18 protein-coding genes are annotated in these 26,679 nt (G+C 70.8%); 13 read left to right on the forward strand and 5 right to left on the reverse strand.

The genetic code is table 11. From position 1 onward, the window contains the following. Nucleotides 1-15: 15 nt before the first annotated feature. Nucleotides 16-2,448 (reverse strand): alpha-galactosidase, encoded by a 2,433-nt coding sequence (locus OG202_RS35230; RefSeq protein ID WP_443052364.1) that lies wholly within the window; start codon nucleotides 2,446-2,448, stop codon nucleotides 16-18. A 221-nt stretch (nucleotides 2,449-2,669) separates the two neighbouring features. On the opposite strand from OG202_RS35230, the gene OG202_RS35235 reads away from it, so the two are divergent. The 5 genes from OG202_RS35235 (at nucleotide 2,670) to OG202_RS35255 (ending at nucleotide 9,515) form a co-directional block, all read left to right on the forward strand. Continuing rightward, a complete protein-coding gene (locus OG202_RS35235; RefSeq protein WP_326576549.1) occupies nucleotides 2,670-3,710 on the forward strand; it encodes a LacI family DNA-binding transcriptional regulator in 1,041 nt (346 codons plus the stop codon). Between the two features lie 111 nt (nucleotides 3,711-3,821). Continuing rightward, nucleotides 3,822-5,150, forward strand: a complete 1,329-nt coding sequence (locus OG202_RS35240) for an ABC transporter substrate-binding protein (RefSeq protein WP_326576548.1) — start codon at nucleotides 3,822-3,824, stop codon at nucleotides 5,148-5,150. Between the two features lie 24 nt (nucleotides 5,151-5,174). Beyond that, nucleotides 5,175-6,098: a carbohydrate ABC transporter permease gene (locus OG202_RS35245; protein ID WP_328224136.1), complete on the forward strand. Its 924-nt coding sequence runs from the start codon at nucleotides 5,175-5,177 to the stop codon at nucleotides 6,096-6,098. Between the two features lie 8 nt (nucleotides 6,099-6,106). Continuing rightward, on the forward strand, nucleotides 6,107-6,931 hold the full coding sequence (locus OG202_RS35250; protein WP_328224756.1) for a carbohydrate ABC transporter permease: 825 nt from the start codon (nucleotides 6,107-6,109) through the stop codon (nucleotides 6,929-6,931). 112 nt (nucleotides 6,932-7,043) lie between these two features. Further along, the gene (locus tag OG202_RS35255; protein ID WP_328224137.1) at nucleotides 7,044-9,515 is read left to right on the forward strand and encodes a CBM35 domain-containing protein; all 2,472 of its coding nucleotides are present in this window, start codon (nucleotides 7,044-7,046) and stop codon (nucleotides 9,513-9,515) included. Between the two features lie 64 nt (nucleotides 9,516-9,579). Here the strand turns inward: OG202_RS35255 and OG202_RS35260 are convergent, their stop codons facing one another. The 4 genes from OG202_RS35260 to OG202_RS35275 all read right to left on the reverse strand — a co-directional run bounded on the left by OG202_RS35260 (nucleotide 9,580) and on the right by OG202_RS35275 (nucleotide 15,572). Then, nucleotides 9,580-10,767 carry a sulfotransferase family protein gene (locus OG202_RS35260; protein ID WP_327727597.1) on the reverse strand — a complete coding sequence of 396 codons (1,188 nt, stop codon included), beginning with the start codon at nucleotides 10,765-10,767 and terminating at the stop codon, nucleotides 9,580-9,582. A gap of 130 nt (nucleotides 10,768-10,897) precedes the next feature. Beyond that, nucleotides 10,898-11,944, reverse strand: coding sequence for an AI-2E family transporter (locus OG202_RS35265; protein WP_327732109.1), 1,047 nt, complete (start codon nucleotides 11,942-11,944; stop codon nucleotides 10,898-10,900). A 426-nt stretch (nucleotides 11,945-12,370) separates the two neighbouring features. Further along, nucleotides 12,371-14,422, reverse strand: coding sequence for a glycoside hydrolase family 31 protein (locus OG202_RS35270; RefSeq protein WP_328224138.1), 2,052 nt, complete (start codon nucleotides 14,420-14,422; stop codon nucleotides 12,371-12,373). 136 nt (nucleotides 14,423-14,558) lie between these two features. Continuing rightward, nucleotides 14,559-15,572: a LacI family DNA-binding transcriptional regulator gene (locus OG202_RS35275; RefSeq protein ID WP_326576539.1), complete on the reverse strand. Its 1,014-nt coding sequence runs from the start codon at nucleotides 15,570-15,572 to the stop codon at nucleotides 14,559-14,561. Nucleotides 15,573-15,899: 327 nt separating this feature from the next. Between OG202_RS35275 and OG202_RS35280 the strand changes: the two genes are divergently transcribed. The 8 genes from OG202_RS35280 (at nucleotide 15,900) to OG202_RS35315 (ending at nucleotide 26,621) form a co-directional block, all read left to right on the forward strand. Next, entirely contained in the window at nucleotides 15,900-16,709 is an 810-nt protein-coding gene (locus tag OG202_RS35280; protein WP_327727595.1) for a GH12 family glycosyl hydrolase domain-containing protein, read from the forward strand. A gap of 180 nt (nucleotides 16,710-16,889) precedes the next feature. Further along, nucleotides 16,890-18,830: an acyl-CoA dehydrogenase family protein gene (locus OG202_RS35285; protein WP_326576536.1), complete on the forward strand. Its 1,941-nt coding sequence runs from the start codon at nucleotides 16,890-16,892 to the stop codon at nucleotides 18,828-18,830. 225 nt (nucleotides 18,831-19,055) lie between these two features. After that, nucleotides 19,056-20,348 (forward strand): 1-deoxy-D-xylulose-5-phosphate reductoisomerase, encoded by a 1,293-nt coding sequence (gene dxr, locus OG202_RS35290; protein ID WP_326576534.1) that lies wholly within the window; start codon nucleotides 19,056-19,058, stop codon nucleotides 20,346-20,348. Continuing rightward, entirely contained in the window at nucleotides 20,345-21,649 is a 1,305-nt protein-coding gene (locus OG202_RS35295) for a M50 family metallopeptidase (RefSeq protein ID WP_326576532.1), read from the forward strand. Before dxr ends, OG202_RS35295 begins: the two co-directional genes overlap by 4 nt. A gap of 224 nt (nucleotides 21,650-21,873) precedes the next feature. Beyond that, nucleotides 21,874-23,031, forward strand: coding sequence for a flavodoxin-dependent (E)-4-hydroxy-3-methylbut-2-enyl-diphosphate synthase (gene ispG, locus OG202_RS35300; RefSeq protein WP_326576530.1), 1,158 nt, complete (start codon nucleotides 21,874-21,876; stop codon nucleotides 23,029-23,031). A gap of 236 nt (nucleotides 23,032-23,267) precedes the next feature. Further along, nucleotides 23,268-24,122: a GNAT family N-acetyltransferase gene (locus tag OG202_RS35305; RefSeq protein WP_326576528.1), complete on the forward strand. Its 855-nt coding sequence runs from the start codon at nucleotides 23,268-23,270 to the stop codon at nucleotides 24,120-24,122. 160 nt (nucleotides 24,123-24,282) lie between these two features. Beyond that, on the forward strand, nucleotides 24,283-24,813 hold the full coding sequence (locus OG202_RS35310; protein WP_326576526.1) for a GNAT family N-acetyltransferase: 531 nt from the start codon (nucleotides 24,283-24,285) through the stop codon (nucleotides 24,811-24,813). 101 nt (nucleotides 24,814-24,914) lie between these two features. Beyond that, the gene (locus OG202_RS35315; protein WP_326576525.1) at nucleotides 24,915-26,621 is read left to right on the forward strand and encodes a proline--tRNA ligase; all 1,707 of its coding nucleotides are present in this window, start codon (nucleotides 24,915-24,917) and stop codon (nucleotides 26,619-26,621) included. Nucleotides 26,622-26,679: the final 58 nt, after the last annotated feature.

Below are 26,679 nucleotides of genomic sequence, written 5' to 3' on the forward strand. Positions count from 1 at the left end.
CCGGCTCGGGTCGTCCTACGCCGCTGCCCGGGCCTGAGGTGTCAGACGGATCAGCACAACGCCCGGGGCGCGCGGCACCGACACCCGCAGCTCGCCGCTGGACGGGTCCCAGACCGCCGACGCCGACGCCGCCGTCGACGACCTACGGGCGGCGGACGGATGCAGGATCTCCGTGCGGACGGGTGTGTCCCGGCCCGCCAAGTGCGGGACCGGCAGCCGCACTTCGGCCTCCCCGCCCCTCCGCCACACCGAGACGTACGACGGGCCGTGTCCCTCCGGCGCCCGCAGCCCCAGTGCCAGCCACTCGTCCGTCCAGCCCGGCAGACCGAGCGGCCAGAAGGGGTCCGCGTGGGCCAGGTCCCCGCGGATCGACTTGTACGTGTCCACCGCGTCGCGTACGAGACCGAGTTGACGAGGCGTCATGCGGTTGAGGTGGCCCGACAGGTGGATGCGGCCGAGGAGGGCGCCGCCGAGGGTGAAGGTGATGAGGTCGTCGTCGTGCTCGGGCTGGGGGTAGGCCCAGACGGCGCCCTGCTCCGGCGGTACCGCCGTGGGCGCGGACGCGGCGATCGGGGGGTAGCGGAGGGGGTCCTGCTGGTCGCTGGTGGACTGGAGTTGGGAGACGGCCAGGGTGGCGCCGTCCATGCGCATGCCGCCGGAGGCGCAGTTCTCGACGACCAGGTGCGGGTAGCGGTCCAGGACGTCGGAGAGCCAGCCCAGGTAGGCGTGGGCGTGGCCGAGGAGGCCGGCGCCGGGGGAGAGGTCGCCGGGGGCGGTGGTGCCGGGGTCGATCACGATGTTGTAGTCGAGCTTGAGGTAGCCCACGCCCCAGTCGCCGACGAGGCGGTCCACCGTCTTGTCGAGGTGGGCGCGGGCGGCCGGGTGACGCAGGTCGAGCTGGTGACGGCCCTGCTCGGTCAGCCGTACGCCGTCACGCTGGAAGAAGGCCTCCGGCGGCAACTCCGCCGCCACCGGGCTGCGCACGCCCACGACCTCCGGCTCCAGCCACAGCCCGGGCACCATGCCGCGCTCCCGGATCCGTCCCAGCACGCCCCGGATCCCACCGTCGGACAGGGCACCCTCTCCGCTCGCACTGCCGCGGCCCTCCCCGACTCGGACAACCGCCTCGCTCCCGCCGCGCTCGCCGCTGTCGCCGGTTCGGGTCCCCGCCTCGCTCCGCGCGTCCTGCCCCGCCCCGGTCGACGCCCCCCTCCCGCCGCCCGCACCCCCGTCAGGGAAGCGGCGTGCCGACGGCAGCCATTCACCGACGCTGTCCCACCAGCCGCCGTCCACCGAGTCGTCGTACCAGCCGGAGTCGATGCAGAAGTACTCCGCGCCCGCGTCCGCCGCCGCGTCGATCAGCGGCAGCAGCTTCGCGGTGGTCGGGTCGCCCATCAGCGTGTTCATGTAGTCGTTGAAGATGACCGGCAGCACCTCGTGGTCCGGGTGCGGGCGGCGGACGGCCCGGCGGTAGGCGGTCAGCGCCCCCAGCGCCGCGTCCAGCCCTGATCCGTGCCCGGCTCCGGCCCCGGCGGCCGCCCCGACGGCCAGCGCCGCCGGTACCGTCGTGAACTCCTCGCCCGGCGCCAGCCGCACCCGCCACTGGTGCTCGGCGTCGGTCGGGCCGTTCAGGGCGAGGTAGGTGCCGTGCGCGCGTTCCCCCAGGTCCCAGCGCCACCCGGCCGGCGACTCCACCTGCCAGACCCACGCCCGGCCCCGGCCCCTGACCCGGCCCGGGTCTTCACTCCCGTCCCCGTCCCCGTCTCCGTTTCCATCCCCGCCTCCATCTCGGACCCCGCCCCGTTCCGTGAGCGCACCCATCGCCAGATGCCCGTCACTGGGCCAACTGCCGCGCCCGGTAAGGGAGAGCGCCGCCCGGCTGTCGTGCTGGTGGACGTCGACGCTGATGTCGGCGACCGTCGCCCGCAGCGGCTCGGCGTACCAACGGCACTCCGCGAGCCAGTCGTTGCGGGCCCGGTGCACGTCGAGGACGTCGGGGGAGGGAAGCCCGCCGAGGAGAAGGCTGCTGACGGACTGGACGACGAGGGACTCGGTGCCGTCGTTGCGGAGTCGGACGAGGGAGCGGAGGACGGCCACTCCGGTGGGGGAGGACAGCTCCACGAGGGCCGTCAACCCGGTCTCGGCGTCGTGGAGTTCGATCGTCAGTCGCTCCCAGCCGCCGCCACTGTCACGACGGTGCCCCCGGTAGGCGAGCGTCGCGCCGAACGCCGTACCGGTGAAGCGCGGCCCGGACCACCCGCTGCCGTGCCCGAACGCGGTCAACTCGACCAGCGGGAGCGCCGCTTCGGGATCGGCGGTGTCACCGGAGGGGCCGAGCCGGACCAGCCGCAGCGTTCCGTCCGCAGCCGTCGCGAACTCCGTCTCGATCGCCGCATGACCCCAAGTGAAGGCCGGTCCAGTGCGATTGAGGCCGGTCATACCGTCCATCAGGCCGCTGCCGCTGCCGCTGCCGCTGCCGCTGCCGCTGCCGCTGCCGTCGAAGTCGCTCGCACCCGAGTCCAAGTCGCTTCCCCTCCCAAGCCGTCCGTCCGTACGCCGCCCGCTCCACGCGCCATCCGCTCCGACCGCCGACCGCCGCCGGAGCCGCCCGCGTGAATCCCTCGTTACGTTCTCTTGACGCCTCCTGTGTGACCGGTCACAATCCTGGCATGAATGTGACCGGTCACACAAGGCGCCCGGCGAGCATCCGGGACGTTGCGACGGCCGCCGGGGTCTCGTACCAGACCGTCTCCCGGGTGATCAACGACCACCCCAGCGTCAAGCACACGACGCGGGAGCGGGTGCTGGCGGCCATCGACGAGCTGGGGTTCCGGCGGAACGCCACCGCGCTCGCGCTGGCCAGCGGGCGCAGCCGGGCCGTGACCGTGTTGACCGCCAACACCACGCACTACGGCTATGCCTCGATCCTCCAGGGCATCGAGGAGGCGGCGCGGGCGGCGTCGTACGCGGTCGGGATCGGTGTCCTCGAATCGGCGGACGAGGCCGCGGTCGCCGCCGAGGTGCAGCGGGCGGCGGACGCGGGCGGCGGCCTCATCGTGATCGCCTACGATCCGGCCGGTGTCGCGGCCCTGCGCGCCGTCCCCGCCGAACTCCCGGTCGTCGGCGTCGTCGAGACCCCCACGACCCCGCCCGGCGGCGACCGCCCCTGGGTGTGGACCGACGACCGCGAGGCCGCCTACGAGGCGACCCGTCACCTGCTCTCCCTCGGCCACGAGACCGTGCACTACGTCGCGATCCCGTCCAGCACCCGGCGGACGAGCGCCGCCCGTACCAGCGGCTGGCGGCAGGCGCTCAAGGAGGCCGGGGCGCCCGAACCCCGTCCGCTGCAGGGGAGTTGGGGCCCGGCGGGCGGTCACGCGGCCGGGCTCGAACTGGCGGGGGACCCGGCGGTCACCGCGATCCTCTGCGGCAACGACGACCTCGCGCTCGGGGTGCTGCGCGCGCTGCACGAGGCCGGGCGGTCGGTGCCCGGCGAGGTGAGCGTCGCCGGGTTCGACGACGCCCCGCACTCCGCCTATCTGACCCCGTCCCTGACGACCGTACGCCTGGACTTCACCGGCCTCGGCCGGGCCGCGTTCGCCCTGCTGCACGGGGTGGTGGAGGAGTCCGCGCAGATCGCCCCGCACCCCGTCTCCGTACCCGAACTGGTGGTGCGGGAGAGCGCGGGGCCACCGCCCGCCCGGGCCTGAGCAACCCCGTACACCTCATACGCCCCCTACACCTCGGTCGAACACCCCGTCCGCGCACAGCTGTTCCGCATCCTGCCCTGCCCTGGACCACCCTGTTCTCGAAAGGCCGCGATGAAGACAAAGGCTCTCCCGACGCTGTCCCTCATATGTGCCCTCGGCCTGGCCGCCACCGCGTGCAGCGATCCCACGGCGGGGACCTCGGGCGCGGACACGGACACCCAGCAGTCGGCCGTCGACCCCACCGCCCGGCTCGACGGCGTGAAGCTGACCATGTGGACCGCGCAGAACACGGTGACCGCGCCCAAGCAGGTCATCGACGCCTTCGAGAAGGCCACCGGCGCCGAGGTCGAGACCCAGCCGGTGCCGGACCCCTACGAGTCGAACGTGCCGACGAAGCTGGCCTCCGGCGACCGCCCCGACCTGATGTTCTGGCAGCCGTCCATCTCCACGCTCCCCTTCATCCAGCCACGGCAGAACCTCCTCACCCTCGACGGCGAGGAGTGGGTCTCCCAGCTCGGCGACACCGAGAAGACGCTCGGCGTCATCGACGGCAAGCGGTACGCGGCGATCGTCACCAGCCCCGCGATGCTCGGCGTCTACTACAACAAGGACGTCTTCGAGCAGGCGGGCATCGCCGAGAAGGACTTCCCGAAGTCGTACGACGAGCTCCTCGCCCTCGGCCACAAGGTCGTCGACGACACTGACGCGGCCGCCTTCTACGAGGCCGGCGGCGACAAGTGGCCCCTGCAGTGGCAGATGCAGGTGCAGCTCACCGACCTCGACAAGCAGTGGTGGGCGGACCTGAACGAGAACAAGGAGAAGTGGACCGACCCGGTCGTCGTCGGAGCGATCAAGAAGTACAAGGAGAAGCTGCTCGACGCCGGGCTCGCGCAGAAGAACCACCGGACCGGCACCTTCACCGGCCAGGCCGACGCGCTGTGGAAGGGCGAGGCCGGCATGGTCCTCAACGTCACGTCCTTCCAGAGCCAGTTGCAGGCCAAGTACTCCACCGCCGAGATCGACAAGAGGATCGGCTGGTTCCCGATCGCCAACTCCGCCGCCACCGGCCTGTATTCGCCCGACCAGACCAACGGCGTGGTCGCCTTCAAGACGGGTGACGAGAAGCGGCAGAACGCGGCCCGGCAGTTCCTCGCCTTCTGGCTCGGTCCCGACTACCCCGACTACATCAAGGCGATGAAGATCCCGTCCGTGCAGCCCTCCGTGCCCACCCCGGACGGCCTCCCTCAGGCGTCGAAGGCCCAGGTCGCGGCCCTGCCCACCGCCATCGGCGTCTTCCAGGCCAAGGCGATCGTCGCCCCGGACACACACCTGTACCTCGCCGACATGCTCTTCGACAAGAAGAGCCCGCAGCAGGTCGCCCAGGCCATCCAGGACCAGTTCGCGCAGGTGGCCAAGGCCCAGGGCGCGCCCGGCTTCTAGCCGGAGGGAGAGACAGGGCTTCCGATGGCGGACACGGCCGTACGTACGCGCAAGAAGGCACCCACGAGAAGCGAACCCCGGCGGGCGGGGCGGCTGCCCCGGGCCGCCGTGCACCACCCCTGGTGGTTCGCGCTCCCCGCGGTCATCGTCTTCGCGGGCTTCTTCCTGGTGCCCAACCTGCTCAACTTCTACTACCCGTTCACCAACTGGTCCTCGTACCACCCGGACATCGCCTTCACGGGCCTCGACAACTTCACGACCATCGCCGCCGACGGCACCCTCGTCCGCGCGATCCGTACCACCCTGCTGTACGCGCTGCTCGCGGCCGTCTTCCAGAACGGCTTCGGGCTGGTGCTGGCCCTGCTGCTGGAGGACGACACCCGCTTCAACCGGTTCTTCCGTGCCGTCTTCTTCCTGCCGGTGCTCATCTCGGCCCTCGCCACGGGGTACGTCTTCCAGGCGCTCCTCGACCAGGACGGCGCGGTCAACTCGCTGCTCGGCACGGACGTTCCCTGGCTGGGCTCGACGACGTGGACGCTCGTCATCGTCACCCTCATCCACGGCTGGAAGTGGATGGGCCTGTCGATGCTGATCTATCTGGCGGGGCTGAAGGGCATCCCCGGCGACATGCTCGAAGCCGCGCGGATGGACGGAGCCGGGCCCTGGCGGACCTTCTGGTCGGTGCGCTGGCCGATGCTGGCCCCGGCCCTCACCTTCAACGTCGCCACGGCGCTCATCGGCTCGATGAACACCTTCGACATCGTGCAGGCCACGACCGGCGGGGGGCCCGCCGCCTCCACCGAGGTCTTCAACATCTACATGTTCCGGATCTTCGGCCAGGGCCTGTACGCACAGGCGTCCGCGATGAGCCTCGTCCTCTTCCTGGTCGTGGTCGCCGTCGCGATTCCGCTGGTCATCGGATTGCGCCGAAGGGAGCAGCTGCTGTGAACCCTCCCGTGCCCCGGCTCTGGCGGTACGGCCGCCCCGCCCTCGTCCTCCTCCTCGCCGCTCTCGCCGTCGGCGTCCCCCTCTGGCTGGTCCTCGTCACCTCCGCCAAGCCGCAGGCCGAGGCCATCGAGCCGAACCTCGACCCGCCGGAGCACTGGCAGCCCGGCGCCAACTACGACGACGCCGTCGCCCAGGGCGAGATGCTGCGCGGTCTTCTCAACTCCCTGCTGGTCGTGGTCCCTTCGGTGGTCCTCGTGCTGATCCTCGGCGCGGGCGCCGCCTGGGTCTTCGCGCGCCGCAGGTCCAGGCTGGTCTCGGCGGCGTACGCGCTGTGCATCAGCGGTCTGCTGCTGCCACCGGCCGTCATCACCATCGTGATGGAGCTGCGGCAGCTCGGGCTGGCGGGCACCCGGCCCGGAATGATCGCCGTCTACACCGGGATGTACCTCTCCACGTCGATCTTCTTCATGACGGGCTTCATCCGCGCCATCCCCATGGAGCTGGAGGAGGCGGCCCGGATCGACGGGGCGAAACCGCTGAGGATCTTCGCGCGGATCGTCCTGCCCCTCCTCCGACCGGTCATCGCCACCGCGACGATCATGGTGATGCTCTACGCCTGGAGCGACATCTTCTACGCCTTCTTCGTCCTCGGCGGCGGCGACCGGGCCACCCTCCCGCTCAACCTCTACAAGGTCGCGAGCGCCCAGCTCTACCTCAACAACTGGCATCTCGTCTTCGCGTACGTCGTGGTGATGAGCCTGCCGATGGTCGCCGTCTTCCTCGTCGGCCAGCGAAAGATCGTGTCCGGAATCACCAGTGGAGCCGTCAAATGACCGGAGGTCCAGCAGCGTGATCACCCCCACCCGCACGAGAGCCCGCACCCGGATCCGCACCAGGTCCCGTACGAGAACCGCCCTGGTCACCGCACTACTTGGAGTCACCGCCATGGCAGGCACCCTCCCCGCCACCGGGGCGTCCGCGGCGGCCGCCGCGGACCCGCAGCGCCTCACCGTCGACCTCTCCGCCTCCGAGGGCCCGGTGATGCTCGGCGCCAACGGCGCGCTGTACGGGCTCAGCGACGACGGGGTGCCCAGCGACGCGGCCCTCGCCCCCCTGAAGATCACCAGCATCTCGCAGAAGCCGGAGGGCGGCGCCCAGCACCCCAACGGCGACGCGCTGACCGTCTCCAAGTCGTTCTTCCGCAACGGCGGCGGCGAGATCAACGTGATGATGCAGGACATCTACGCCAAGTGGCCCTACGAGGACCTCGGCATCGACGACTACCTCCCCAAGGTCGACAAGATCGTCAAGGAGGTCTCGGCCGACCCGAACAGCGACCGCTTCGTCTACATCCCGTTCAACGAGCCCGACCAGATCTGGTACAAGCTCGACGTCGCCGACCAGGCTCAGTACGAGGTCAACCGCGACCGGTTCTTCCGGGACTGGAAGACGGTGTACGAGCGCATCCGAGCCATCGACCCGGACGCGCGGATCGCCGGCCCCAACGAAGCCGGCTACCACACACGCCTGCTGCGCGACTTCCTCGCCTTCGCCAAGCGCGAGAACGTCCTGCCCCAGGTGATGACCTGGCACGAGCTGGGCTCCGGCTCCCTGCGGGACTTCCAGGCCCACTACGACGACTACCGTTCCCTGGAGCGGGCGGCGGGCATAGCCCCGCTGAAGATCAACATCGACGAGTACGCCAACCGGCGCGACCTCTCCGTCCCCGGCCAACTCGTCCAGTGGGTCTCGATGTTCGAGCGGAACAAGGTGTACGCCAACCAGGCGTACTGGGACGCCGCGGGCAACATGGACGGCAACGTCGTCCGCTCCAACATCCCCAACGGCGGCTGGTGGTTCTTCCGCTGGTACGCGGGCCTGACCGGCGACACCGTCAAGGTCACCCCGCCGCAGGCGAACACCATCGACACCCTCCAGGGTCTCGCCTCCCTCGACGCCTCCCGCCGCCAGGCCCAGGTCCTGCTCGGCGGCGCCGCCGGTGACACGGACGTCGTGGTCGAGAAGGTCTCCCGTTCCCTGTTCGGCCGTACGGTCACCGCGACCGTCGCCGAGGCCGCGTGGTCCGGCTACGAGGGGCAGCACGCGACCCCGCGCGTCCTCTCCCGCACGAAGGTGAGGATCGCGGACGACGGCACGGTGACCGTCCCGCTGCGCGGCCTGCACAAGATGTCCGCCTACCGCGTCGTCCTCACCCCGGGCGGCTCCGGCACCCCGACGACCCCGTCCGTCCCCTGGACCGCCTCCTACGAGGCCGAGGACGCCGCGATCACCGACGGCAAGGTCTACACCCAGGGCACCGTCAGCAACGCCAACGGCTACGCGGCCTCCGGCACCAAGGACGTCGGCTCGCTCAACCAGGTCGGCAGCAAGGTGGACTTCACCGTGTCGGTGCCGAAGGACGGCACGTACGACCTGGCGATCCTGTACGGCAACCAGTCCGGGACCCCGGCCACCCAGAAACTGATCGTCGACGGCGGCGACCCGGTCACCGTCACCTACCCCTCCACCGAGAACTGGACCTACCGCGCCAAGAAGGACGTCACCGTCCGACTTCCGGCGGGGACGCACCGGTTGACCCTCGCCAAGGGCGACACCGAGGTCACCCTCGACCGGATCGACCTCACCGCCCGCACCGCCGAGCCCTCCGCCTCCTACGAGGCCACGCTCGCCGACATCAGCGGGAAGCCGTCGTACGACTACGCCTCGTCAGCGGGTGTCGGCACCGGCGCGCTCGGCTTGCGCTCCGGCGACAAGGCGGTCTTCGACGTGTACGCCCCGCGCGACGGCTACTACCGGGTGGTGCCCCGGGCGTCCGCGCCGGTGAAGCTCGCCCTGCACGGGCAGTCGGTGGCGGCGGTGCCCGACCGGCCGCTGCGGCTGTACCTCGTGGCCGGCAACAACCGGATCACCGCGACCGCCAAGCACACCGCCGTCCGCTCCCTCGACGTCACCGGCGCCGGCTCGACCACGGGCACGCTCGCGTACGAGGGCGCCTCGGCCACGCTCGCGGGCGGAGCCAGGCTCGTCGACTCCGCGCACGCCTCGGCCGGGTCGTACATCGGCTGGCTCGGCAACAGCGCGGACAGCACCGCCGAGTTCACGGTGAACGCCCCCACGTCCGGCCGCTACGTCCTGGTCGTCCACTACGCGCACAACGACCGCCGCGACAACGGCCACTCGTACAACACCGACATCATGTCCCGTACGGCGGACATCACGGTCGGGGACGGTGCGCCGCGCACGGTCACCTTCAAGAACACCTGGGGCTGGGACGACTACTGGACCGTGGGCGTCCCCGTCGACCTGGAGAAGGGCGCCAACAAGGTGACCTTCGGCAACGCGGGCGCGTGGGCGCCGAACATCGACCGGATCGAGGTGGGCCGGGTCGTCGGCTAGGACACACCGGACCTCGGCCACCGGTGGCGCGCGGGTGGCCGAGGTCCTGTCGTGCCCGAGAGCGTCAGGCCCGGTCGACCTCGGCCCGCAGCGCGTTGTAGTCGGTGAAGGCCGCCTCGACGTCGGCCCGGGTCAGGCCGTACCGGGCCAGGTCATAGCGATGAGGGCGGGAGCCCTTGGGGCGGGCGACGATCCCGGGGAGCCGGGCGGCGTCGGCGTCGGTCCACCGGGCGCCGACGGCCTCGTAGAGCTTCGGGGCGCCCGTGGCCGGGTCGGAACCGAGCCAGGAGTACGGGACGTCCACCAGCGCCTCGCGGGGGATGGCGGCCCGGGCCGCGAGCGCGCGCTCCATGGAGCGGCTCAGCAGTTCGAGCCACTGGGCGCCGAGGACGTGCAGGTCGAGGGGGCGGAGGGTGCCGACCATGCCCTGCTCGACCAGGCTGCAGAACGACCCGACGACGGTCGCCGGGTCCCGGTGGGTCCACACGATCGTGGCGTCGGGGAAGACCGCGCGCAGGGCGTCGAGGTTCCCGAGATGCATGGGGGACTTGAGCATCCAGCGGCGGCGTGGGCGACCGTACTGGAGCACCTGGTAGACCTGCTTGAGGTAGCCGTAGTCCGGGACGAAGTCCCGCTCGAAGTGCCAGGCCTGGTACTGCGGTATGCGGGCCTGGGACAGGGGCACCAGGGCGTGCGGCAGGACGAAGGTGCACTCCTCGGGGCCCTCGGCGGTCATGGGGTGGATGTCCTGGAAGCGCGGGGCGAACAGGTTGATGCCGCCGACCCAGCGGCGCGTGGACGTGATCGCCTTCCGCCGCCGCTCGGGTGACGTGTGGAGGTCGGGCGCGAGCAGCTCCCACAGCAGCGGGCAGCGGTGCTCGTCCGAGATCGACAGCACGCCGTGGGTGAGTGTGGTGGCGGTGCGCGGCAGACCGACCACGAACACCGGCCGCTCGATGGTCTCCTGCTCGATCTCCGGGTGTTCGGCGATCAGCCGCCGGACGCGGGCCCGGTTGGTGAGATGCCTGCGCAGATGGGCCTGGGCGGACTGCCAGCCGACGGCGGTGAGGTCGGCGTCGCCCGCCCAGTGGCGCAGCAGGAACCGGAAGCCGTCGGTGAACTCCTCGTCCCCGTCCGCCTGTCCGGCCTTGGCGACGATCCGGTCGAAGACCCGGTCCGGGTCGCGTCGGGAGCCGAGCGTCGGCCGGAGTAACAGATTGGCCAGGGAGAGGGACAGGGGAGTGGAGGTCATCGAGGAGATCCCTTCGGGTGCGGGGGCCGGATGATCCGGGTCCGGGTCCGGGTCCGGGCGCGGGGGCCGGACGATCCGGGTCCGGGCGTGGTGCCGTCGGCGGTCGGCCCGGTGCGGCGCCCGCCGGTGATCATCCTGCCGCGCGGGCTACCTCCCGGCTCCCCGGGGGTGCGGTCGCGCCCGCCCCGTCCCCGTACCGTGCCCGCAGCTCCGACAGCACACCGGACACCGCCGCCGTGAGCGGCACGGCGAGGAGCATGCCGAGGATGCCGGCGATGGAGGCCCCGGCCGTGAGGGCCAGCAGAATGGCCGCCGGGTGCATCTGCACGGTCCGGCTGTGGATCATCGGCTGGAGCACGTTCCCTTCGAGGATCTGCACGGCGAAGACGACCCCGACCGCCCACAGCGCCGTCACCAGGCCCCGGTCCGCGAACGCGACGAGGATCGCCACCGCGCCCGACAGGAACGAGCCCAGATACGGGATGTACGCGCCGACGAACACCAGCGCGCCGAGGCCGATCGCGCCCGGCACCTGGAGTATCAGCAGACCGATGGCGATACAGGCGCCGTCGATGAAGGCGATGAGCGTCGTTCCCCGCATATAGCCCTCGATGGCCCGGAACGCGCGCCGTGCCATCACCTCCAGGGTGTCACCGGAGCCGCGCGGCGCGAGCGAGTGCAGGGAGGCGACCGCCTTGTCGGAGTCGCGCAGGAAGAAGAACATCAGCAGCATCGCCAGGATGGCCATCGCGACGAACTCACTGACCGCGCTGACCCCGGTGAGCACCCCGGAGGCCGCGGTGCCGCCGAACTTCGACAGCAGCTCCTTCGCGTTCTTCGCGAGGTCGTCCAGCGAGGTCCCCGCGAGCCCGAACTCGTCACTGAGGGACTTCGCCGCGTCCCTGAGCGAGGTGATGATCTGGTCACCGGTGTCGATCAGCGCGGCCACCACGATGTACGCGGCCCCGCCCATCACCACCACCACGGCGGCACAGGTCAGCCCGGCGGCAAGGGACTTGTTGAACTTCATCGCGACCAGCCGCCGGTAGAACGGACCCAGCAGCGCCGTACCGAGCAGCGCGACCAGCATCGGCGTGACCGCCGTCTGGAACGTCACACAGATCCACACGCCCACCGAGACGACACCCGTCACCAGCAGCGTGAGCGCGCTCCACACGGCGATGTGCCGCGCGGGCCCCGGCAGGAAACCACGGGGGACCCCCTCGTCCGACCGCGCGAGGGCCCTCGGCGCCTCCACGTACCCGCCGGTGGTGCGTATCGTCGTACGCGTCCGATGGACCGGTCTGCGCGCGGGTCCGCCCCTGCGGCCCGGCCGTCCCCCGCGGGTTCCGCGAGAGTCTCCCGTACGGCTGTTCATCCTCTGTCATCTCCACTCGCTCAGAGGTCGCGCACACCCCTGAGGATCATGGGATGGCCATGGCGCCATAGCGTAGACCCGGCCGGCGAACGGTGATCGGGCCGGTCCGCCACCTCTGCGAGGTGGTCTCCCGCACCCAGGGCAGCAGCAGCCGCTCCGCGACCACCAGCACCTGGGACAGCGCCACGCTCATCACGCCCGGCAGGGCCACCCCCGCACAGGCGCCTACTCGGCGATCGGCAACGACACCCCGTCCCGCAGGAACACCGGAATCCGCTCCAGCGGAGCATCCACGGTCACGGACGCACCGCCCTCGTACGTCTCCCCGGTCCACGCGTCGGTCCACCGCGCCCCCGCCGGAAGGTACGTCGTCCACCGCGTCACCCCCGCCTCCAGCACCGGCGCGACCAGCACATCCCGCCCGAACAGATACGCGTCGTCGACCGACCAGGCCCGCTCGTCCTCCGGGAACTCCAGGAACAGCGGCCGCATCACCGGCAGCCCCTCCTCATGGGCCTCCCGCATCACCCGCAGCACATACGGCTTCAGCCGCTCCCGCAGCCGGAGGTAGTCCTCCAGGATCGCCCCGGCCTCCTCCCCGTACGACCAGACCTCGTTGGGCCCCCCGGTCATCGCCGGACCCAGCGGCATACCGGGCTCACGGAAGCCGTGCAGCCGCATCAGCGGCGAGAACGCGCCGAACTGGAACCAGCGCACCATCACCTCGCGGTACGCCGGATCATCGGGGTCGCCGCCGTGGAAGCCGCCGATGTCGGTGTTCCACCAGGGAATGCCGGACAGCGCCGTGTTGAGGCCCGCCGCGATCTGCTGGCGCAGGGCCGTGAAGTCCGTGCCGATGTCACCGGACCACAGCGCGGCGCCCCACCGCTGACTGCCCGCCCACGCCGAACGGTTGAGGGAGACGATCTCGTCCTCGCCGGCCGCCTTCAGCCCCTCGTAGAAGGTGCGGGCGCTCTCGGCCGGGTACATGTTGCCGACCTCCAGGCCGGGCCCCGCCCAGTAGCGCAGGTTCTCCTGGAAGCCCGGCTTGATCTCCGGCTCGCAGGCGTCCAGCCAGAACGCCTTGATGCCGTACGGCTCCAGGTAGTTCTCCTTCACCCGCGACCACACGAACTCCCGTGCCTCCGGGTTCGTCGCGTCGTAGAAGGCGACCTGGACCGTCGACGCGACCCCCTTGTCCGGCCAGTCGGCGTGCGCCATCGGGCCGTACTGCGTCCCGATGAAGTAGCCGCGCTGCTCCATCACAGGGTGGTTCTCGCTCAGCGGCGACACCGACGGCCACACGGACACCACCAGCTTGATGCCCAGCTCGTCCAGCTCCCGGACCATGGCCGCCGGGTCGGGCCACTCGGCGAGGTCGAACTTCCACTCGCCGAGATGCGTCCAGTGGAAGAAGTCGCAGACGATGACGTCGATGGGCAGACCCCGCCGCTTGTACTCCCGTGCCACGGCGAGGAGTTCGTCCTGAGTGCGGTAGCGCAGCTTGCACTGCCAGAAGCCGGCCGCCCACTCGGGCAGCATCGGCGTACGGCCCGTCGCCGCGCTGTAGCGGCGCTGCGCGTCGGCCGGATCGCCCGCGGTGATCCAGTAGTCGATCTGCCGGGCGGAGTCGGCGACCCAGCGGGTGCCGTTGCCGGCCAGCTCGACACGGCCGATCGCCGGGTTGTTCCACAGCAGGGTGTAGCCGCGGCTGGAGGTGAGCACCGGGATGCCGACCTCGGCGTTGCGCTGGACCAGGTCGAGCACCAGGCCCTTCTGGTCGAGCCGCCCGTGCTGGTGCTGCCCGAGGCCGTACAGCTTCTCGTCGTCGTACGCGGCGAAGCGCTGCTCCAGGCGGTGGTGGCCGTTGCCGACGGCCGTGTAGAGGCGCGATCCGGGCCACCAGAAGTGGGCGCGGGCCTCCGACAGCAGCTCGCCGCCGTCGGCGGTGCGCGTGTACCGGATCAGGCCCTCGGCGTCGACCTCGACGGTGAGCGCGCCGACGGTCAGCCGGCCCAGGCCGTCCTCGATCTTGACGCTGCTCTCGGTGCTCTCCGCCTCGTCGAGCAGGGCGCCCGGCAGCCCGTCGAGGACCGGGCCGCCCAGGCGGGCGCGGACCCGGACCGCGTCCGGGCCCCAGGGCTCGATCCGCAGGGTCTCCTGGCGTCCGCTCCACTCCAGGGCGCCGTCCCGCTCACGGAACGTGCCGACGGTGGGGGAGGACTGGGCGAGGCTGACCGCGCCCGTCGGGGTCTGGTTCTCGGCAGGCTGATTCACGGGAGGTCTCCTGGAAGGGAGGAGTGGCGGCACACCCGGCACGGCTCCGGCCGCCGGGCTGTGGGGGAGGAGGAGGGAGCCGTACGGCGACTTCCGAACGGCGGCTTGCGTGCGGCGGCTCGCGTACGACGGGGGCTCAGCCGGTGGTGGACAGCGGTCCCGTGCTCGCGCGGACCGTCAACTCGGGGGCGAGGAGCACCACTTCGTCGGTGTCCCGGCCCTCCAGCTTGGCGACCAGCTGCTCCACGGCCCGTCGGCCCATCTCCTGGGCGGGGATGGCGACGGAGGTCAGCCGTACCGAGGCCTGCACGGCGACCTGGTCCGGGCAGACCGCGATCACCGAGACGTCCTCCGGCACCGCGCGCCCCTGCTGCCGCAACAGCGCGAGCAGCGGCTCCACCGCGGACTCGTTCTGCACGACGACCCCCGTGGTGCCCGGGCGTTCGTCGAAGATCCGGGCCAGGGTCGCGGCCATCGCGTCGTAGCCGCCCCCGCAGGGGCGGTGCAGCACGCGCATGCCCAGCTCCTTCGCCCGGGACCGGAGTCCGTCGAGGGTGCGCTCGGCGAAACCGGTGTGCCGTTCGTACACCGCGGGCGCCTCGCCGATGACGGCGATGTCGCGGTGGCCGAGCATCGCCAGATGCTCCACGCACAGCGCACCCGTCGCCCCGAAGTCGAGATCGACGCAGGTCAGGCCGCTGGTGTCGGCGGGCAGTCCGATGAGCACCGACGGCTGGTCGGTGCCGCGCAACAGCGGCAGCCGTTCGTCGTCGAGCTCCACGTCCATCAGGATCATCGCGTCGGCGAGCCCGCTGCCGGTGACCCGGCGCACCGCGTCGGGGCCCTCCTCGCCGGTGAGCAGCAGCACGTCGTAGCCGTACGTACGGGCGGTGGTGGCCACCGCTATGGCGATCTCCATCATCACCGGGACGTACATGTCGGTGCGCAGCGGGACCATCAGGGCGACGATGTTCGACTTGTTGCTCGCCAGGGCGCGGGCCCCCGCGTTCGGGTGGTAGCCGAGCTCCTGGATGCTCCGCTCGACCCGCTGCCGGGTGCCCGCGGAGATGGACCGCTTGCCGCTGAGGACATAGCTCACCGTGCTCGCCGAGACTCCGGCGTGCTGGGCGACCTCGGCGAGGGTGACCATCCAGCTCTCCAAGCGTGTTTAAGCGCTTCGACAGAGCGCTATCTCTGAACAGGGGCGAGTGAGGGTGGCTCGACAGTAGCTCGGCGGTGAGTGGGTGTCCATAGGTTGTCGAAGCGCTTCGATAATTCGCCGGACGCCCAAGGGGGTGGTGGGGGGTGTTGTGGGGAGGGCGCGGGTGAGTGGGGGCTTCTCGCGCAGTTCCCCGCGCCCCTCCGGGGCGCTCCTGTGTCCCCAGTTTAGAACTCGACTTTGGAACTCGACGGCAACTTCAGGAGGGGGCGGTGGCGACCAGGTCGCGTATGTGTTCACCCCCGGAAGGAAACACCGATGTCGCACCGTCGCCCACGCCTGACCCGTACGGCCAAGATCGGCGCGGCCGCGGTCACCGCGCTCGCGGTCGGGGCCTCCGTGACCGTGGCGACGGCGGGGGAGGAGGCCAGGAGATGCACGGACTTCGACACGATCACGCTGGGCAAGTACTACGTGAACAACAACGTCTGGAACAGGGAGAAGGCCGTCGGCACCCAGTGCGTCTGGGACAACTCCCGGTCGGGCTCGACCATCTCGTGGGGAACGAGCTACAGCCTCGCCAACTCCGGCACGGGCATGGACCACGACGTGAAGTCGTACGCGAGCAGCGTGCTCGGCTGGCACTGGGGCTGGAAGGTCGACAAGGCGGCCACCGGGCTGCCGATCCGTGTCGGTGACCGCAAGGCCGTGAAGACCGGCTGGGAGTTCTCGGTCGGCTCCGACCCCGGCACCATGAACGTCGCCTACGACCTGTGGCTGCACTCCAAGAACACCGCGGACTGGCAGGACCGGCCCACCGACGAGGTCATGATCTGGCTCAACCGGCAGGGCGGCGCGGGACCGCTCGGCACCAGGTACGGGAGCGTCAGCCTCGGCGGGGCGATGTGGGACATCCACACCGGTGACATCGGCTGGAAGGTGTACTCCTTCGTCCGCCGCACCAACACCACCAAGGCCACGCTCAACCTCGACGACTTCACCCAGGCCCTGGTCCGCCGCAAGCTGCTGAGCGGCGACAAGTACGTCTCCGGCATCGAGGCGGGCACCGAGGTCTTCAAGGGAACCGGCCGCCTGGACACGAAGGCGTACTCGGTGGACATCGGCTGAGCGGGGGAGTGCGGGAGCGCGCTCGCGCGCCTGCCGAAGAGGTCGAACGCTCGGCCGATCGCGCACGCGAGGGGTGGCGGGGTCACTCCGGATCGGGTACCAACGATCGAGTAGCACCCATCGGTAACCCTTCAGGTACCCATCCGGTACGAGATCCCGATTCGCGGCGAGGTGAGCCTCATGTCCGCACCACCCCTCAAGAAGCCCGTCGTCACAGAACGTGAGGCCCGCCAGGTGGCGGAGGCCGCCCGGGAGCGGGACTGGCGCAAGCCCAGCTTCGCCAAGGAACTGTTCCTGGGCCGGTTCCGCCTCGACCTCATCCACCCCCACCCGCTGCCCACCGACGAGGCCGTCCGGCGCGGCGAGCAGTTCCTGGCCAAGCTCCGCGCCTTCTGCGAGACGAAGGTCGACGGCGCCCTGATCGAGCGCGAGGCCCGTATCCCCGACGAGGTCGTCAACGGCCTCAAGGAGCTCGGCGCCCTCGGCATGAAGATCGATCCCAGGTACGGCGGTCTCGGCCTCACCCAGGTGTACTACAACAAGGCGCTGGCCCTGGTGGGCTCGGCCAGCCCGGCGATCGGCGTCCTGCTCTCGGCGCATCAGTCGATCGGCGTACCGCAGCCGCTGAAACTGTTCGGCACCCCCGAGCAGAAGGAGCGGTTCCTGCCGCGCTGCGCCCGCACCGACATCAGCGCCTTCCTCCTCACCGAGCCCGACGTGGGCTCCGACCCGGCCCGGCTCGCCACGAGCGCGGTGCCCGACGGCGACGACTACGTCCTCGACGGGGTGAAGCTGTGGACGACGAACGGCGTGGTCGCCGACCTCCTCGTCGTCATGGCGCGGGTGCCGAAGTCGGACGGGCACAAGGGCGGCATCACCGCCTTCGTCGTGGAGAGCGACTCGCCCGGCGTCACCGTCGAGAACCGCAACGCGTTCATGGGCCTGCGCGGCATCGAGAACGGCGTCACCCGTTTCCACCAGGTCCGGGTCCCCGCCGCCAACCGCATCGGCCCCGAGGGCGCGGGCCTGAAGATCGCCCTCACCACCCTCAACACCGGCCGGCTCTCGCTCCCGGCGTCCTGCGTGGCCGCCGGCAAATGGTGCCTGAAGATCGCCCGTGAGTGGTCGGCGGCCCGTGAGCAGTGGGGTAAGCCGGTCGCCCACCACGAGGCGGTCGGCCAGAAGATCTCCTTCATCGCCGCCACCACCTTCGCCCTGGAAGCGGTGCTGGACCTCTCCTCCCAGATGGCCGACGAGGACCGCAACGACATCCGTATCGAGGGTGCCCTCGCCAAGCTCTTCGCCTCCGAGATGGGCTGGAAGATCGCCGACGAGCTGGTCCAGATCCGCGGCGGCCGGGGCTTCGAGACGGCCGATTCGCTCCGGGCGCGCGGCGAACGGGCCGTCCCCGCCGAGCAGATGCTGCGCGACCTGCGCATCAACCGGATCTTCGAGGGCTCCACGGAGATCATGCACCTGCTGATCGCCCGCGAGGCCGTCGACGCCCACCTCTCCGTGGCCGGCGACCTCATCGACCCGGAGAAGTCCCTCTCCGACAAGGCGAAGGCGGGCGCGAACGCGGGCGTCTTCTACGCCAAGTGGCTGCCCAAGCTGGTCGCGGGACCGGGCCAACTCCCGCGCACCTACGGCGACTTCCACCCGGCGGGCCACCCCGACCTCTCCACCCATCTGCGCTACGTCGAGCGCAACGCCCGCAAGCTCGCCCGCTCCACCTTCTACGCCATGTCCCGCTGGCAGGGCCGCATGGAGACCAAGCAGGGCTTCCTGGGCCGGATCGTCGACATCGGCGCCGAACTCTTCGCGATGAGCGCGGCGGTCGTCCGCGCGGAACTGCTCCGCACCACCGAGGGCCACGGCCGTGAGGCCTACCAGCTCGCCGACGTCTTCTGCCGCCAGTCCCGCATCCGCGTCGAGGAACTCTTCGGCCGCCTGTGGAGCAACACCGACGACCTCGACCACAAGGTGGTCAAGGGCGTCCTCGGCGGCGCGTACGAGTGGCTGGAGCAAGGCGTGATCGACCCGTCGGGAGAGGGCCCGTGGATCGCGGACGCGACGCCCGGCCCCAGCGAGAAGGAGAACGTCCACCGCCGCATCCGGTGACATCCCACATCCCCCGCGCCCCTTCACGGGGCGCGGGGGGACTGCGCGACCAGCCACAGCCGGCCCGCAGCCCGCGAACGACCCTCCCCCGCAGCGCCTGGCGGTACCGGTCTTCACGCGTGCTTCACAAACGGAGAAAGCGCATCGTCAAGGCGCATCGCACGAAGTGGGTCATCAGTGGGGCGCGCGGTCCTGCCGGACACCGGATGCGGCCACAATGGGGGGATGAGCGACAGTCCAGCCCCTCTCGCCGATCCGCATCTCGTCTTCGACCCGGTCGACGGCGCACGGGACGTAGTGATCCTCGGATCGACCGGCTCGATCGGCACCCAGGCCATCGACCTCGTCCTGCGCAACCCGGACCGCTTCCGCGTGACCGGGCTCTCCGCCGCCGGAGGGAGGGTGGAGCTGCTGGCCGAGCAGGCGCACCGCCTGCGCGTGCGGACCGTCGCCGTCGCCCGCCGGGACGTCGTACCGGCGCTGCGCGAGGCCCTGACCGCCGCGTACGGCGCGGGGGAGCCCCTCCCCGAGATCCTCGCCGGCCCGGACGCGGCCACCGAGCTCGCCGCCTCCGATTCCTCGCGGTGCCACACCGTTCTCAACGGCATCACCGGCTCCATCGGCCTCGCCCCGACCCTCGCCGCCCTGGAGGCGGGCCGCACCCTCGCGCTCGCCAACAAGGAGTCGCTCATCGTCGGCGGCCCGCTGGTGAAGGCGGTGGCGAAGCCGGGCCAGATCATCCCGGTCGACTCCGAGCACGCCGCCCTCTTCCAGGCCCTCGCCTCCGGCACCCGGGCCGACGTGCGCAAGCTCGTCGTCACCGCCTCCGGAGGCCCGTTCCGGGGCCGTACGAAGGCGGAACTGGCGGACGTGACGCCCGCCGACGCCCTCGCGCACCCCACCTGGGCCATGGGCCCGGTCATCACCGTGAACTCCGCGACCCTGGTCAACAAGGGCCTGGAGGTCATCGAGGCACACCTCCTCTACGACATTCCCTTCGACCGCATTGAGGTCGTCGTGCATCCCCAGTCGTATGTCCACTCGATGGTTGAGTTCACGGACGGATCGACGATGGCCCAGGCGACGCCCCCCGACATGCGCGGGCCCATCGCCATCGGCCTCGGCTGGCCGCAGCGCGTCCCGGACGCCGCGCCCGCCTTCGACTGGACCAAGGCGTCCACCTGGGAGTTCTTCCCCCTCGACAACGACGCGTTCCCGTCGGTCGGGCTCGCCCGGCACGTGGGGGAACTCGCGGGCACCGCCCCGGCGGTGTTCAATGCGGCCAACGAGGAGTGCGTCGACGCGTTCCTGCACGGGGGTCTCCGGTTCGACGCGATCATGGAGACCGTCACGCGGGTCGTCGAGGAGCACGGCACCCCCGGAACGGGAACTTCCCTGACCGTGGCGGACGTCCTCGAAGCGGAGACCTGGGCGCGCGCCAGGGCCCGTGAACTGACCACCTCGACCACTTCGACAGGCAAACCCACCGAGCGGACGACCGCGGAGGCCCGTGCATGACGACCCTGATGTTCATCCTCGGCATAGTGGTCTTCGTGATCGGCCTGGCGTTCTCGATCGCGTGGCACGAGCTGGGCCACTTCTCGACCGCCAAACTCTTCGGTGTCCGCGTGCCCCAGTTCATGGTGGGCTTCGGCCCGACCATCTGGTCGCGCAAGAAGGGCGAGACCGAGTACGGCGTCAAGGCGATCCCGCTCGGCGGCTTCATCCGCATGATCGGCATGATCCCGCCCGGCGAGGACGGCCGGATCGAGAGCCGCTCGACCTCCCCGTGGCGCGTGATGATCGAGGACGCCCGCGCGGCCTCCTTCGAGGAGCTCCAGCCCGGCGACGAGAACCGCCTCTTCTACACGCGCAAGCCCTGGAAGCGCGTCATCGTGATGTTCGCCGGACCCTTCATGAACCTGGTCCTGGCCTTCGTGATCTTCCTCGGCGTGATGATGACCTTCGGCGCCCAGACCCAGACGACCACGGTCAGCAAGGTCTCGGACTGCGTCATCTCCGCCAGTGAGAACCGCTCCAAGTGCAAGGGCAGCGACAAGGAGGCCCCCGCCAAGGCGGCCGGCCTGGAGCCCGGCGACAAGATCATCGCCTTCAACGGCACGCCCGTGGAGAACTGGTCCTCCCTGCAGGCCGACATCCGCGACAACCCCGGCAAACAAATCACGCTCACCGTGGACCGCAAGGGGCAGCAGGTCGATCTGACCCCCACCCTCATCAAGAACCAGGTCAGCCAGACCGACGGCCAGGGCGGCTACGTCCAGGACAAGTACGTCTACGCCGGCTGGCTCGGCTTCACCCCCGCCTCCGACATCCTCCCGCTGTCCTTCGGCGAGTCCGTGGACCGCATGGGCGACATGATGGAGAACGGCGTCGAGTCCCTGCTCTCCCTGCCCGCCAAGGTCCCCGCCCTGTGGGACGCCACCTTCGGCGACGGCGAGCGCGAGGCCGACTCGCCCATGGGCGTGGTCGGCGCGGCCCGCGTCGGCGGTGAGATCTTCACCATGGACATCCCCGCCACCCAGCAGCTCGCCAGCTTCCTCATCCTGCTCGCCGGCTTCAACCTCTCCCTCTTCCTGTTCAACATGCTCCCGCTCCTCCCGCTCGACGGCGGGCACATCGCGGGCGCCCTGTGGGAGTCGCTGCGCCGCAACGCGGCCAAGGTGCTGCGCCGCCCCGACCCCGGCCCGTTCGACGTGGCGAAGCTGATGCCCGTCGCGTACGTGGTGGCCGGAATCTTCGTCTGCTTCACCCTCCTGGTGCTGATCGCGGACCTCGTGAACCCGGTGCGCATCTCGTAGTCACCCGTGGTTCACGGCGGCCGGGCACACTCACGGAGTGGGCCCGGCCGCCGTCGTACGGGTACGTCCGCCGACCTGTGCCCGAACGCCGCGGCGAGTCTCCCCAACGGGTGGGTTTACGGACGGTGATGTGCTCGGGCCCATGCCTGTGCCGTAATCTCGAAGCCCGGAGCCCGCCCGTACCGGGAACCGATCCTGATCCACAACTTGGGGTTGCACAGCAGATGACTGCGATTTCTCTCGGCATGCCGTCCGTTCCGACCAAGCTCGCCGAGCGCCGGAAGAGCCGGCAGATCCAGGTCGGGTCCGTGGCGGTCGGCGGAGACGCGCCGGTCTCGGTCCAGTCGATGACCACCACGCGTACGTCGGACATCGGCGCCACGCTGCAGCAGATCGCCGAGCTGACGGCCTCCGGCTGCCAGATCGTCCGCGTCGCCTGCCCCACGCAGGACGACGCCGACGCCCTCCCGGTGATCGCCCGCAAGTCGCAGATCCCGGTCATCGCCGACATCCACTTCCAGCCGAAGTACGTCTTCGCCGCGATCGAGGCCGGCTGCGCCGCAGTCCGCGTCAACCCCGGCAACATCAAGCAGTTCGACGACAAGGTCAAGGAGATCGCGAAGGCGGCGGCCGAACACGGCACCCCGATCCGCATCGGCGTCAACGCCGGCTCCCTGGACCGCCGCCTCCTCCAGAAGTACGGCAAGGCCACCCCCGAGGCGCTGGTCGAGTCCGCCCTCTGGGAGGCCTCCCTCTTCGAGGAGCACGGCTTCCGGGACATCAAGATCTCGGTCAAGCACAACGACCCGGTCGTCATGGTCAACGCCTACCGCCAGCTGGCCGCCCAGTGCGACTACCCCCTCCACCTCGGCGTCACGGAGGCGGGCCCCGCCTTCCAGGGCACCATCAAGTCGGCGGTGGCCTTCGGCGCGCTGCTCTCCGAGGGCATCGGCGACACGATCCGCGTCTCCCTGTCGGCCCCGCCGGTCGAGGAGATCAAGGTCGGCAACCAGATCCTCGAATCCCTCAACCTCCGCCAGCGCGGCCTCGAAATCGTCTCCTGCCCCTCCTGCGGCCGCGCCCAGGTCGACGTCTACAAGCTCGCCGAAGAGGTCACCGCCGGCCTCACCGGCATGGAGGTCCCCCTCCGCGTGGCCGTCATGGGCTGCGTCGTCAACGGCCCCGGCGAGGCCCGCGAGGCCGACCTCGGCGTCGCCTCCGGCAACGGCAAGGGCCAGATCTTCGTCAAGGGCGAGATCATCAAGACCGTCCCCGAGTCCAAGATCGTCGAGACCCTCATCGAGGAGGCGATGAAGATCGCCGAACAGATGGAGGCCGACGGCATCACCTCGGGCGAGCCGACGGTGGCGGTAGCGGGCTGAGGGGCCGCTCTTCTCTGGAAGGGGCCGCAGGCCCTCTTCCAGGGGTGCGGGGCTGTATCCGATGTGCGGCTCCGCCGCGTGGGCGCGACAAGCCCCGACGCACGCGCACCCGCCAAAGCGCAGTAGCCACCGAGCTACCAGGCGCCCCGGCCGCGGCGCAGCCGCAGGGCGCCCCGCACAGCCCGGCAGGGTATCGTGCGGAGACCAGCGCAGACCCCAGGGTGAGGCCCCCGCACGTGTTGACCCAGACCACCACCAGGGTCCTCGAACCGAGTGACCTGGACGCCGCACTCGCCGTCCTGGACCGAGACCCCGTCGCGAACGCCTTCGTGACCTCCCGCGTCCAGGTCGCCGGCCTGGACCCCTGGCGACTCGGCGGCGAGATGTGGGGCTGGTACGAGGATGGCGCCCTGACGTCCCTCTGCTACGCCGGCGCCAACCTCGTCCCCATCTGCGCCACCCCCCGCGCCGTGCGCGCCTTCGCCGACCGCGCCCGCCGGGCCGGCCGCCGCTGCTCCTCGGTCGTCGGCCCCGCCGAATCCACCGCCCAGCTCTGGCGGCTGCTGGAACCCAGCTGGGGCCCGGCCCGCGAGGTCCGCTCCCACCAGCCCCTCATGGTCACCGACCGGCTCCCCGACCCCGCCGAGGTCACCCCCGACCCGTACGTCCGCCGGATCCGCAAGGACGAGATGGACGCGATCATGCCGGCGTGCGTGGCGATGTTCACCGAAGAGGTAGGCGTCTCCCCGCTGGCCGGCGACGGAGGCCTCCTCTACCAGGCCCGAGTCGCCGAACTCGTGGGCTCCGGCCGCTCCTTCGCCCGCCTCGGCCCCGACGGCCGCGTCGTCTTCAAGGCCGAGATCGGCGCGGCGACGCCCCAGGCCTGCCAGATCCAGGGCGTCTGGGTGGCCCCCGAACACCGCGGCCAGGGCCTGGCCGCCCCCGGCATGGCAGCGGTCCTCCGCTACGCGCTGGCCGACGTGGCCCCGCTGGTCAGCCTCTATGTCAACGACTACAACACGGCGGCGAGGCGCACGTACCAACGGGTGGGCTTCCAGGAAGTGGGCGCGTTCATGAGCGTCCTGTTCTGAGGAACCGGCCTCCCCGCTCGACCTCCCAGCGCCGGGCACGGTGCGCGCCCTTCGGGGGCGCGGGGCTGTCCCGACACGCGGCTCCGCCGCGTGGGGCGCGACCGGCCACAACCAACCCGCACCCCGCGGACAACCCGAACCCCCCTGTAGCATCCGCAACATGAGCCTCGTCATCGGCCCCTTGGACCTCTCCGCCCACGTAGACGAGGCCCTAGCCGTCCAAGCCGTCGCCTTCGGCCTGGGCCCCGACGAGGTGGCCGTACGCCGCCACATCGTCCTCCGCCACATGACCTACCCGGGGGCACGAGCACTCGGCGCCACGGTCGACAACCGCCTCGTCGGCTTCGTCTACGGCATGCCCAACGACCGCACCCACTGGTGGTCCACCGTCGTCGAGCCCTACCTCCGCGCCCTCGGCCACGAACACTGGCTGGACGACTCCTTCGTGATCACCGAACTGCACGTCCACCCCCGCCACCAGAACCACGGCGTCGGCCGCGCCCTCATCACCACCATCACCGACAGCGCGACCGAACCCCGCTCGATCCTCTCCGCGATCGACGTCGACAGCCCGGCCCGCGCCCTGTACCGGTCCCTCGGCTACACGGACCTGGCCCGCCAGGTCGTCTTCCCCAGCGCCCCCAAGCCGTACGCGGTGATGGGTGCCCCCCTGCCGCTGCGCCGCAGGTGACCGCCGTACCACCCCCTGCCGCCACCGCCGGATTTCCACGGGCCCGTACCACCCGGCTAACCTCCTGCCATCAACCGATCCGCAGCAGGAGTACGAGAACCATGGCGAACGCACCGGTCCAGCGCATGTCCCAGTTGATGGCGAAGACGCTGCGCGACGACCCGGCGGACGCCGAGGTGCTCAGCCACAAGCTCCTCGTCCGCGCCGGCTACGTCCGCCGCACGGCGGCCGGCGTGTGGACCTGGCTGCCGCTCGGCAAGAAGGTCCTCGCCAACGTGGAGCGGATCGTCCGCGAGGAGATGGACGCGATCGGCGCCCAGGAGGTGCTGCTCCCCGCGCTGCTGCCGAAGGAGCCCTACGAGGCGACCGGCCGCTGGGACGAGTACGGCCCGGAGCTGTTCCGCCTGAAGGACCGCAAGGGCGGCGACTACCTTCTCGGCCCCACCCACGAGGAGATCTTCACGCTGATCGTGAAGGACCAGGCGTCCTCCTACAAGGACCTGCCGGTGATCCTCTACCAGATCCAGACCAAGTTCCGGGACGAGGCCCGCCCCCGCGCCGGCATCCTGCGCGGCCGTGAGTTCCTGATGAAGGACTCGTACTCCTTCGACACCGAGGACGAGGGCCTCGCCCAGTCGTACGCCCTGCACCGCCAGGCCTACCAGAAGGTCTTCGAGCGCCTGGGCCTCGACTACCGCATCTGCGCCGCCACGGCGGGCGCGATGGGCGGCTCGAAGTCGGAGGAGTTCCTGGCCCCGGCCGGCGCCGGCGAGGACACCTTCGCGGACTGCCCGGCCTGCGACTTCGCCGCCAACACCGAGGCGATCACCTTCGAGTTGAAGCCGGTGGACGCCGACGGCGTGCCCGCCCTCGAAGAGATCCCGACGCCCGACACCCCGACCATCGAGACCCTCGCCGCGCACCTCGGCGTCGAGGCCTCCGCCACCCTCAAGAACCTCCTGGTGAAGGTCGACGGCGAGATCGTCGCCGTCGGTGTCCCCGGCGACCGCGAGGTCGACCTGGGCAAGGTCGAGGCGCACTTCGCCCCGGCGGTCGTCGAGATGGTCACCGAGGCGGACTTCGCGGGCCGCCCCGACCTGGTCCGCGGCTATGTCGGCCCGCAGGGCCTCGGCGAGAAGGTGCGGTACGTCGCCGACCCGCGCGTGGCGCCGGGCACCGCCTGGATCACGGGCGCCAACAAGGCGGGCACACACGCCAGGAACGTCGTCGCGGGCCGTGACTTCGAGGTCGGCGAGTACGTCGACGTCGTGGTCGTCCAGGAGGGCGACCCTTGCCCGAACTGCGGCACCGGCCTCAAGCTGGACCGCGCCATCGAGATCGGCCACATCTTCCAGCTGGGCCGCAAGTACGCCGACGCCCTCAAGCTCGACGTCCTCGGCCAGCACGGCAAGCCCGTCCGCGTCACCATGGGCTCGTACGGCATCGGCGTCTCCCGCGCGGTGGCGGCCCTCGCCGAGCAGTCCGCCGACGACAAGGGCCTGTGCTGGCCCGCCGAGGTCGCCCCGGCCGACGTCCACGTCGTCGCGGCGGGCAAGGCCCTCCAGACCGAACTGGCCCTCGACGTCTCCGAGAAGCTGCGGGCGGCCGGCCTCCGCGTCCTGGTCGACGACCGCGCCGGTGTCTCCCCGGGCGTGAAGTTCACCGACTCCGAGCTCATCGGCGTACCGAAGATCCTGGTCGCCGGCCGCCGCTCCGCCGAGGGCGTCCTGGAGCTGAAGGACCGCCGCACCGGTGAGCGCGAGGAGTTGACGGTCGACGAGGCGATCGCCCGCCTGACCACCGCCTGATCGCCGCTTGAAGGAAACCCTCAGAATGTTCTCCGGGGACCTATAGCCACCTCACAGG

Origin of the sequence: Streptomyces sp. NBC_00310 (assembly GCF_036208085.1) — a bacterium.
Taxonomy (GTDB): Bacteria; Actinomycetota; Actinomycetes; order Streptomycetales; family Streptomycetaceae; genus Streptomyces.